General features: G+C 65.7%; 10 protein-coding genes and 1 pseudogene. 9 read left to right on the top strand and 2 right to left on the bottom strand.

From position 1 onward, the window contains the following. Both G3N98_RS36650 and G3N98_RS36645 read left to right on the top strand, forming a co-directional pair. Nucleotides 1–386 (top strand): annotated as a pseudogene (locus G3N98_RS36650) (ATPase); the annotation flags it as partial. Between the two features lie 136 nt (nt 387–522). Then, nucleotides 523–1,347: a Cof-type HAD-IIB family hydrolase gene (locus G3N98_RS36645; RefSeq protein WP_089460305.1), complete on the top strand. Its 825-nt coding sequence runs from the start codon at nt 523–525 to the stop codon at nt 1,345–1,347. A gap of 118 nt (nt 1,348–1,465) precedes the next feature. On the opposite strand, the gene aqpZ is transcribed toward G3N98_RS36645, so the two are convergent. Further along, a complete protein-coding gene (gene aqpZ, locus G3N98_RS36640) occupies nt 1,466–2,209 on the bottom strand; it encodes an aquaporin Z (protein ID WP_089424232.1) in 744 nt (247 codons plus the stop codon). Nucleotides 2,210–2,509: 300 nt separating this feature from the next. Here aqpZ and G3N98_RS36635 point away from each other — a divergent pair, with 300 nt between their 5' ends. Beyond that, on the top strand, nt 2,510–2,806 hold the full coding sequence (locus tag G3N98_RS36635) for an H-NS histone family protein (protein ID WP_021162849.1): 297 nt from the start codon (nt 2,510–2,512) through the stop codon (nt 2,804–2,806). A 105-nt stretch (nt 2,807–2,911) separates the two neighbouring features. Here the strand turns inward: G3N98_RS36635 and G3N98_RS36630 are convergent, their stop codons facing one another. Continuing rightward, nucleotides 2,912–3,976, bottom strand: a complete 1,065-nt coding sequence (locus G3N98_RS36630; protein WP_046547453.1) for a glycosyltransferase family 4 protein — start codon at nt 3,974–3,976, stop codon at nt 2,912–2,914. 663 nt (nt 3,977–4,639) lie between these two features. Between G3N98_RS36630 and flhD the strand changes: the two genes are divergently transcribed. The 6 genes from flhD to G3N98_RS36600 form a co-directional block, all read left to right on the top strand. Continuing rightward, on the top strand, nt 4,640–4,960 hold the full coding sequence (gene flhD / locus G3N98_RS40280; protein WP_254600254.1) for a flagellar transcriptional regulator FlhD: 321 nt from the start codon (nt 4,640–4,642) through the stop codon (nt 4,958–4,960). Nucleotides 4,961–5,052: 92 nt separating this feature from the next. Next, entirely contained in the window at nt 5,053–5,607 is a 555-nt protein-coding gene (flhC, locus tag G3N98_RS36620; protein ID WP_011350591.1) for a flagellar transcriptional regulator FlhC, read from the top strand. A gap of 168 nt (nt 5,608–5,775) precedes the next feature. Further along, a complete protein-coding gene (gene motA, locus G3N98_RS36615) occupies nt 5,776–6,636 on the top strand; it encodes a flagellar motor stator protein MotA (RefSeq protein ID WP_011350592.1) in 861 nt (286 codons plus the stop codon). 13 nt (nt 6,637–6,649) lie between these two features. Then, nucleotides 6,650–7,675: a flagellar motor protein MotB gene (motB, locus tag G3N98_RS36610; RefSeq protein ID WP_039346832.1), complete on the top strand. Its 1,026-nt coding sequence runs from the start codon at nt 6,650–6,652 to the stop codon at nt 7,673–7,675. A gap of 24 nt (nt 7,676–7,699) precedes the next feature. Then, nucleotides 7,700–8,077 carry a response regulator gene (locus tag G3N98_RS36605; protein WP_011350594.1) on the top strand — a complete coding sequence of 126 codons (378 nt, stop codon included), beginning with the start codon at nt 7,700–7,702 and terminating at the stop codon, nt 8,075–8,077. Between the two features lie 33 nt (nt 8,078–8,110). Continuing rightward, nucleotides 8,111–8,883: Hpt domain-containing protein (locus tag G3N98_RS36600; RefSeq protein WP_206150852.1), on the top strand; the 773-nt coding region annotated here is incomplete at its 3' end.

Here is an 8,883-nt window from a genome sequence, read left to right as displayed (position 1 = left end):
TCCGGTCCGGCCGCGTGCCGTGGGAGGCGTTCGCCAGCGCGCTGCTCGCGGAAACGGGCGCGCAGGATCGCGACGCGCTCGTCCAGTGGTCGTGCGATGCGAACCAGACGGTCTACGCGCGGCTTGCGCCGATCGTGTTCGCGCATCGTGCGCATCCGGTCGCGGCCGCGCTGATCGCGCAGGCGGGCGACGAGATCGGCAAGATGATCGACGCGCTCGATCCGCAGCACGCGCTGCCGGTCGCGCTGTGCGGCGGATTGGCGGCCGCCCTCGCACCGGCCGTGCCGGCGCGCCACGCCGGGCGGCTGCGCGCGCCGCTCGACGATTCCGCGCACGGCGCGCTGCGGCTCGCGCTGCAGGCGTTGCGGGCGGCGGAAGGGCGCTGACGGCGTGTCGAGGCGGGCGGAAAGCACACTGCAACCGCGCCGCGGGCGGCAATCGGCCGGGAACCGTCCGGCGGGCAACCGGGCTCGACGTTAGAATGGCCGTTCCGCAGAGCCCTGAGCGCCATTCTTCCGTCCCATGTACAAAGTCATCGCCACCGATCTCGACGGTACCCTGCTGAACAGCGACCACCAGCTCGATCCATACACGATCGACACCGTCCGCCGGCTCGACCGCGACGGCCTGCAGTTCGTGATCGCCACCGGGCGCCATTACGCGGACGTCGCCGGCATTCGCGACGTGCTCGGCATCCGGCCGTACCTGATCACGTCGAACGGCGCGCGCGTGCATGCGCCGGACGACACGACGATCCACGCGCAGGACATCGATCCGGCGATCGTCCGCGGCCTCGTGCAGCCCGATGTCGTCGGCGCGCATGGCCGCGTGATCGTCAACCTGTTCACCGACCAGGGCTGGCTGATCGACCGCGATGCGCCGCACCTGCTCGAATTCCACCAGGATTCGGGCTTCCGCTACGACGTGATCGACATGCCCGCGCATGACGGCGCGGATATCGCGAAGGTGCTGTACATCGGCGATCCGGCCGATCTGGCGGTCGTCGCCGAGCAGATGCGCGTGCGCTTCGGCGATGCGCTGTACGTCACGTACTCGCTGCCCGACTGCCTCGAGGTGATGACCGCGAACGTGTCGAAGGGCCGCGCGTTGCGCTCGGTGCTCGCACGGCTCGGCGTCGACACCGGCCACTGCATCGCGTTCGGCGACAACATGAACGATATCGACCTGCTCGAAACCGCCGGCCACGCGTTCATGATGAACAACGCGAATCCTGACCTGGTCGCGCGGCTCCCGCACATCCCGCGGATCGGCAACAACTTCGATGCGGGCGTCGCCCGCCACCTGCGCACGCTGTTCTCGCTCGAAGACAACGTCGCCGCCTCCTGAGCGCGCTGCCGGCGCGGAAATGAAAAACGGGCGCCAGTGGCGCCCGTCGAAATGACTTGCCTCGATCTTCTTCGACAGCGTGAGGCTCGCTGCTCTGCTCGCTTGACCCCGTAGTGTTTTATTCGCTTGTGCGAGCCGATGCCGGCAGCAGGTCGACGGCGTCGTCACGCCCCGCGACCAGCGGATAGATGATCCCGGCGAGTACCGCGCCGATGATCGGTGCCACCCAGAACAGCCAGAGCTGACCGATCGCATCGCCGCCCACGAACAGCGCGGGGCCGGTCGAGCGGGCCGGGTTCACCGACGTGTTGGTGACCGGAATCGAGATCAGGTGGATCAGCGTCAGGCACAGGCCGATCGCGATCGGCGCAAAGCCGGCCGGCACGCCGCGCTTGTCGGTGGCGCCCAGGATCACGAACAGGAAGAAGCCCGTCATCACGACTTCGCAAATGAACGCCGAACTGAGTGCGTAGTGGCCGGGCGAGCGTTCGCCGAAGCCGTTCGTCGCGAAGCCGCTGCCGACGACGTCGAAGCCCGGTTTGCCGGTCGCGATCAGGTACAGCACGAACGCGCCGAGCGTCGCGCCGACCACCTGCGCGACGATGTACGGCACGAGATCGCGTGCGGGGAAGCGGCCGGCGACCGTCAGGCCGACGCTCACCGCCGGATTCAGGTGGCAGCCCGAAATGTGGCCAATTGCGAATGCCATCGTCAGCACGGTCAGGCCGAAGGCAAGTGCGACGCCGGCAAAGCCGATGCCGAGGCCCGGAAAGGCGGCGGCCAGCACGGCGCTTCCGCACCCGCCGAGCACCAGCCAGAACGTGCCGAATACCTCTGCAGCGAGACGCTGAGAAAGATTCATGTAAGGACCTCGTTCAAGTGGATTGAAGACAACCGGACGACGCGACGGATTTAAACCGTCACCCGGAATTGGTCTGGATTATAGGAAATGAATCGGGTCGGGGAGGGTCAACGATTGTTAAATTTGAATAGCTGACGAATGCCTTTTATTAGAATAAGTCCGCATTCTCGATATAGCCGAATCGGTTAAAGATGACAGCATTCATTTCAAAGGGCAGGGCGGCAGTGCGGATGGCGTAACGGATGTTGGTGTCCCGGCCGGATTCGCCGGGGCCGCATCATCGAAAAGGGGAGTCAAAAAATGTCTCAATACGCGAAGCTCAAGGCGCAGATCGCCGATCTGCAAGCCCAGGCGGACGATGTGCGCCGCCAGGAAGTGGCGGCGGTGATTGCGGAAGTCCAGCAAAAGATTGCCGAATATGGGCTGACTGCCCAGGATCTGGGCTTCGCGGAGCGAGCGAAGCGCGGGCGTCCGCCGAAGAAGGCGCCGCTGCCCCCGAAATACCGCGATCCGAAGTCGGGCGCGACCTGGAGCGGGCGCGGCAAGCCGCCGAATTGGATCGTCGGTAAAAACCGCGATCGTTTCCTCATCGAATGACCGAAAGCCCAAACAAAAGAGCCGCATCGAGATGCGGCTCTTTTGTTATCCGCGCCAATTTCGGCGCGGATTGGATTACGGCATATTTCCTTGCGGCATTCCGTGTCAGGCGCCGGCGACCCGGCGCAATGCCGGTTGACGGGCTCCCGTGCAAAGCGATTCGTAAGTTTCGACATATCGCTGCGCCATGGCCTTCGAGCTGAAGCGCGTATCGAAACGTTCGCGGATGGCGGTGCGCGACAGGCTGTCGATCCGGTGCAGCGCGCCGACCGCGCCCTGCACGTCCTCGACGATGAAGCCGGTCACGCCGTCCTCGATCACTTCGGGTACCGAGCCGCGGTTGAACGCGACGACCGGCGTGCCGCAGGCCATCGCCTCGATCATCACCAGGCCGAACGGCTCCGGCCAGTCGATCGGGAACAGCAGCGCCTTCGCGCCGGACAGGAACGCGGGCTTCTGCGCCTCGTTGATCTCGCCGATGAATTCGACGTGCGCCTGGTCGAGCAGCGGCTCGATCACTTCCTTGAAGTAGTCGGCGTCGGCCTTGTCGACCTTCGCGGCGATCTTCAGCGGCAGCCCGCTTTGCGCGGCGATCCGGATCGCGGTGTCGACGCGCTTTTCCGGGCAGATCCGGCCGAGGAACGCGAGGTATTCGGGCTTCACGCCCGGTTGCGGCGTGAGCAGCGTGTCGGGCAGCCCGTGATACACGGTGCCGGCCCACGCGGCCTGCGGCAGCGGCTTGCGCTGGTTGTTCGAGATCGACACGACCGGCGCGTCCGGGAACGCATCGAACACGGGCTGCAGTTCCGGCAGGTCGAGGCGGCCGTGCAGCGTCGTCACGTACGGCGTGTCGAGGCGCGACATCAGCGGGAACGGCAGGTAGTCGAGGTGGAAGTGCAGCACGTCGAATTCGTGCGCGACCCGGGCGACCTTTTCGAGGAGCCGCATATGGGGCGCCATCGAATCGCGGATCGACGGGTCGAGCCGCAGTGCGCGCGGCCAGGCCGCCTCGAGTCGGGCCGACGTGACGGAGTCGCCGCTGGCGAACAGGGTCACGTCATGGCCGAGATCGACGAGCGCCTCGGTGAGGTAGGACACGACACGCTCGGTGCCGCCGTAGAGTTTCGGCGGAACGGCTTCGTAAAGCGGCGCGATCTGGGCAATTCGCATGGATGTTCTCCTGTTTCGACCCGGGGCGCGGTGGCGCCGATGCGGATCCCGTGCAAGGTTGCGGAACTCGCCGGCGTACGCGGTGGGCGGTACGTGGCCGTGCCCTGGGCGGGGTGCGCGGGGCTTCGGACGGCAAGCTGCGGGGCGGGCCGGCACGGCTCGCGCCGCAGCCCATTGGAGTCCATTATCGATATCGCCCTGAGGGGTTCGAGTGTTTTTTCAAACACTTAAGGCTTGTTACACGATGAAATACGCGAAAACCCCGATAAAAAGGGTGCGGAAACAGAAATAGAGATAGACGCAACTATTGTTGCGTCTTCGTGAAAAAGCACTATAATTTTTACCGATCCGATTGCTGGCAGCCTTGCCGGCAAGCCTTCCAGGACTGCACGGAGGCCATCGGACCCATCACAGCCGAATCCGCGCTGCCAGCCGCTTTCGCGATTGAGCCTTTCAATTCGCTTTGTCGGAAAAATTCCTACACGGTTTACAGACAAATCCTGCGCGGCATACGCCACTTCGCTGATACCGGCGCACATGCCGTTTGGCCAAAATTCGCCCTGTAAGACTATAAACGAGCCGACTGAGCGCCAAGAGCGCCCTGATCGAGCAAACGTTTTCATAACACGAATGGCCAAAGCAAAGCTCTTTAACGGGGGAATCATGAGCGCTACCAGCGAAATGCTCAGTGAGATCAAAGAGGTCAACCTGTCGTACCTCCTCCTCGCGCAACGCCTGCTGCGGGAAGACAAAGCGATGGGCATGTTCCGCATGGGCATTTCCCAGGAACTCGCCGACGTGCTCGCCAGCCTCACGCTCGCACAGACCGTGAAGCTGGCCGCGTCGAACCAGATGCTGTGCCGCTTCCGCTTCGATGATCACGCGCTGCTCTCGTCGCTCGCCGACAAGGGCCGCAGCGATGTCGTCGCGCACGCCCACTCGGCCATCCTGATGGCCGGGCAGCAGGTCGAAGGCGTCCGCTGATCCATCCCGCCTTGCGTTTGTCCCGGCGTGCCGCGCCGGTGGGCAGCGTATTGGCCATCCATCCGAATAACGTCAAGCGGACGGTTATCACCATGGCAAGCAAAAGCGTCGTGATCGAGGTGAAGGAAATCACCCTCGCCATCGAACTGATCGAACTGGGCGCCCGGCTGCAGCTGCTGGAAGCGGAGACGAGCCTGTCGCGGGACCGTCTGATCAAGCTGTACAAGGAACTGAAGGGCGTGTCGCCGCCGAAGGGGATGCTGCCGTTCTCGACCGACTGGTTCATGACGTGGCAGCCGAACATCCACTCGTCGCTGTTCTACAACATCTATCGGTTCATGCAGGACCACGGCCGCTGCGAGCCGATCCAGTCGATCGTGAAGGCGTACCGGCTCTATCAGGAGCACGTGAACCTGTCCGGCGACGAGGCCGCGCTGAGCCTCACGCGCGCGTGGACGCTCGTGCGCTTCTTCGATTCGGGGATGCTGCAGATGACCCCGTGCACGCGCTGCGGCGGTCACTTCGTCGCGCATGCGCATGATCCGCATCAAGGTTTCGTCTGCGGCCTCTGCCAGCCGCCGTCGCGCGCGGGCAAGACCCGCAAGGCCGCCGCCGCGCGCGCCGAACTGGCCGCTGCCGCGGCCTGAGCAGCGCCGGGCGGGGCGCTCAGGCCGCGCCGGGTGGCGCGAATCGTCTGCGAATTGCTGGTAAACACCGTCGGGCCGCCGCCTGGCCGCCCGCGAAAGTTTTCCTGCCGACTGCCGTAAACCTGTTTAACGGCGGTCTCCCCGCCGGTCATTCGTGAGGGACAGGCAGTGCTGATTATCGTGGGAACACTCGTGACGCTGTTGTCCGTCTTCGGCGGTTATGCGCTGGCAGGCGGGCATCTGGGCGCCTTGATCCAGCCGGTCGAGATCCTGATGATCGTGGGCGCGGGTGTCGGCGCGTTCATCCTCGGCAACGGCGGCAAGACCATCAAGGCCACGCTGCGCGTGCTGCCGACGCTCTTCAAGGGCTCGAAATACACGAAGGATGTCTACATGGAGCTGATGGCGCTTCTTTACGTGTTGCTCGCGAAGGCACGCAAGGAAGGCACGCTCACGCTCGAGGCCGACATCGACGACCCGGAAAAGAGCCCGATCTTCACGCAATACCCGAAGATCCTCGCCGATCACCACATCGTCGAATTCCTGACCGACTACCTGCGCCTGATGGTGGGCGGCAACATGAACGCGTTCGAGATCGAGAGCCTGATGGACGAGGAGATCGAGACGCACCACGCGGAAGGCGAAGGCCCCGCGCATGCGCTGATGCGCGTCGGTGACGCGATGCCGGCGTTCGGTATCGTCGCGGCCGTGATGGGCGTCGTGCACACGATGGCGTCGGCCGACAAGCCGCCCGCGGTGCTCGGCGCGATGATCGCGCAGGCGCTGGTCGGCACGTTCCTCGGGATCCTGCTGTCGTACGGGCTGATCGGGCCGCTCGCGAGCCTCGCGGAGCAGCGCGTCGCCGAGTCGACCAAGATGTTCCAGTGCATCAAGGTGACGATCCTCGCGACGCTGAACGGCTATGCGCCGGCAATTGCGGTCGAGTTCGGCCGCAAGGTGCTGTTCTCGACCGAGCGCCCGTCGTTCTCCGAGCTCGAAGAACATGTGCGCCGCGTGAAGGCGAAGTGACGCGGAGCGCCCAATGAGCAAGAGCAAGGATCGCGCAATCGTCGTCAAGCGGGTGGCCCCGGCGAAGAAGGGCCACCACGGCGGCGCATGGAAGCTCGCGTACGCGGACTTCATGACCGCGATGATGGCGTTCTTCCTGCTGATGTGGCTGCTGAGCTCGGTCACGCCGGTGCAGCTGAAGGGGATCGCCGAATACTTCAACACGCCGCTGAAGGCCGCGCTGTTCGGCAGCGGCGACCGCAGCTCGCAGGATTCCAGCATCATCAACGGCGGCGGCCGCGACCTGTCGAGCGTCGACGCCGGCACGCTGCGCCGCACCGACGGCACCACGCAGCTCGCCGAACGTCTCGCGAAGATGGGCGACGAGCATTCCCGCTCGCAGGCGCAGAACGCGCAGGCCGCGCAGGACCGGCTCGAGCAGGCGCGCCTGCACGACCTGCAGATCAAGCTGATGGCCGCGATCGAGGCCAACCCGACGCTGCGCCAGTTCAAGCAGCAGATCCGCATCGATTCCACGCTGATGGGGCTGCGCATCGAGATCGTCGATTCGCAGAAGCGGCCGATGTTCGCGATGTCGAGCGACCACGTCGAGCCGTACATGCGCGACATCCTGCGCGAGATCGGCAAGACGCTGAACGACGTGCCGAACCGGATCATCGTCCAGGGCCACACCGACGCCGTGCCGTACGCGGGCGGCGAGGGCGGCTACAGCAACTGGGAGCTGTCGGCCGACCGCGCGAACGCGTCGCGCCGCGAGCTGATCGCGGGCGGCATGGGCGAGGCGAAAGTGCTGCGCGTGCTCGGCCTCGCGTCGACCCAGAACCTGAACAAGGCCGACCCGCTCGATCCGGAAAACCGCCGGATCAGCGTGATCGTGCTGAACCGCAAATCCGAAGAGGCGCTGATGCGCGACGATGCGACGACCACGACGCTGTCGGCTGATGCGGCCGGCTCGCAGCAGCTCGCGCAGCAGCTGGCCCCGGCGCCGGCCGTGCGCCCGGCGCTCGCGGCGTCCGCCGTCGCCGTGCCGAAACCCTGACGTTTACGAGATTCCGAGACAGACATGATCCGAACCATTCTCGCCATCGACGACTCCGCGACCATGCGTGCGCTGCTGCAGGCAACGCTGATGCAGGCCGGCTACGACGTGACGGTGGCGCCGGACGGCGAGGCCGGCTTCGACCTGGCGGCCACCGTGCCGTACGACCTGGTGCTGACCGACCAGAACATGCCGCGCAAGAGCGGGCTGGAAGTGATCGCCGCGCTGCGCAAGCTGACCGCCTACACGGAAACGCCGATCCTCGTGCTGACGACCGAAGGCAGCGACGCGTTCAAGGACGCCGCACGCGACGCGGGCGCGACCGGCTGGATCGAGAAGCCGATCGACCCCGCCGTGCTGGTCGACCTGGTCGCGACGCTGTCCGAGCCGGCCGCCTCCTGACATTCACGCGACGCATTCAACCCGGGACCGGGCATGACTCTCGACATCACTCAGTTCTACCAGACATTTTTCGACGAAGCGGACGAGCTGCTCGCACAGATGGAGCAGCTGCTGCTGAACCTCGACGTCGGTTCGCCCGACCCCGAGGATCTGGCCGCGATCTTCCGCGCCGCGCATTCGATCAAGGGCGGCGCGGCGACGTTCGGCTTTTCCGCGCTGACCGATACGACGCACATCCTCGAATCGCTGCTCGACCGCGCCCGCAACCATGAGCTGACGCTGACCAAGGAAATGGTCGACGCGTTCCTGGAGACCAAGGACGTGCTGTCCGACCAGCTCGTCGACTACCGCGCGAGCGCCGAACCGGACGCGGCCGCCGCCGCGACGATCTGCGCGAAGCTCGAACGGCTGAAGGCCGAGAGCGGCGCGGCTGTCGCCGCTGTCGTCGCACCGGCTGCGCCGGCCGTGGAACCGGCTGCCGGCGACGATCGCGTGCCCGACCACGTGATCGAGCAGGCCGTCGCGGCCGCGCATCCGGCGGGCGACGCAGGCGAAGGCGGCCCGCACCTGAAGATCACGCTCGTGGGCGTCGATGCGAAGGATCGCGAACTGCTCACCGAAGAACTCGGCAACCTCGGCCGGATCGTCGGCCGCGAGGAAGTGGGCGCCGACCTGACGCTGTGGGTCGAATCGGACGTGCCGTCCGACGACATCGTCGCCGTGTGCTGCTTCGTGATCGACGAAAGCCAGATCCGCGTCGGGCGCGGCACGGCGCCGGCCGCACCGGCGGCCGCGCAGGACGCCGA

This window comes from Burkholderia sp. Tr-20390 (genome assembly GCF_017104595.1).
In the GTDB taxonomy this organism is placed as follows: Bacteria; Pseudomonadota; Gammaproteobacteria; order Burkholderiales; family Burkholderiaceae; genus Burkholderia.
This window is presented reverse-complemented; position numbering and strand designations above follow the sequence as displayed.

Coding starts and splice junctions, on each gene's coding strand:
- G3N98_RS36630 (WP_046547453.1), bottom strand. CDS start 3,976: ATGCGAATTGCCCAGATCGCGCCGCTTTACGAAGCCGTTCCGCCGAAA.
- flhC (WP_011350591.1), top strand. CDS start 5,053: ATGGCAAGCAAAAGCGTCGTGATCGAGGTGAAGGAAATCACCCTCGCC.
- flhD (WP_254600254.1), top strand. CDS start 4,640: ATGAGCGCTACCAGCGAAATGCTCAGTGAGATCAAAGAGGTCAACCTG.
- G3N98_RS36605 (WP_011350594.1), top strand. CDS start 7,700: ATGATCCGAACCATTCTCGCCATCGACGACTCCGCGACCATGCGTGCG.
- aqpZ (WP_089424232.1), bottom strand. CDS start 2,209: ATGAATCTTTCTCAGCGTCTCGCTGCAGAGGTATTCGGCACGTTCTGG.
- G3N98_RS36645 (WP_089460305.1), top strand. CDS start 523: ATGTACAAAGTCATCGCCACCGATCTCGACGGTACCCTGCTGAACAGC.
- motB (WP_039346832.1), top strand. CDS start 6,650: ATGAGCAAGAGCAAGGATCGCGCAATCGTCGTCAAGCGGGTGGCCCCG.
- G3N98_RS36635 (WP_021162849.1), top strand. CDS start 2,510: ATGTCTCAATACGCGAAGCTCAAGGCGCAGATCGCCGATCTGCAAGCC.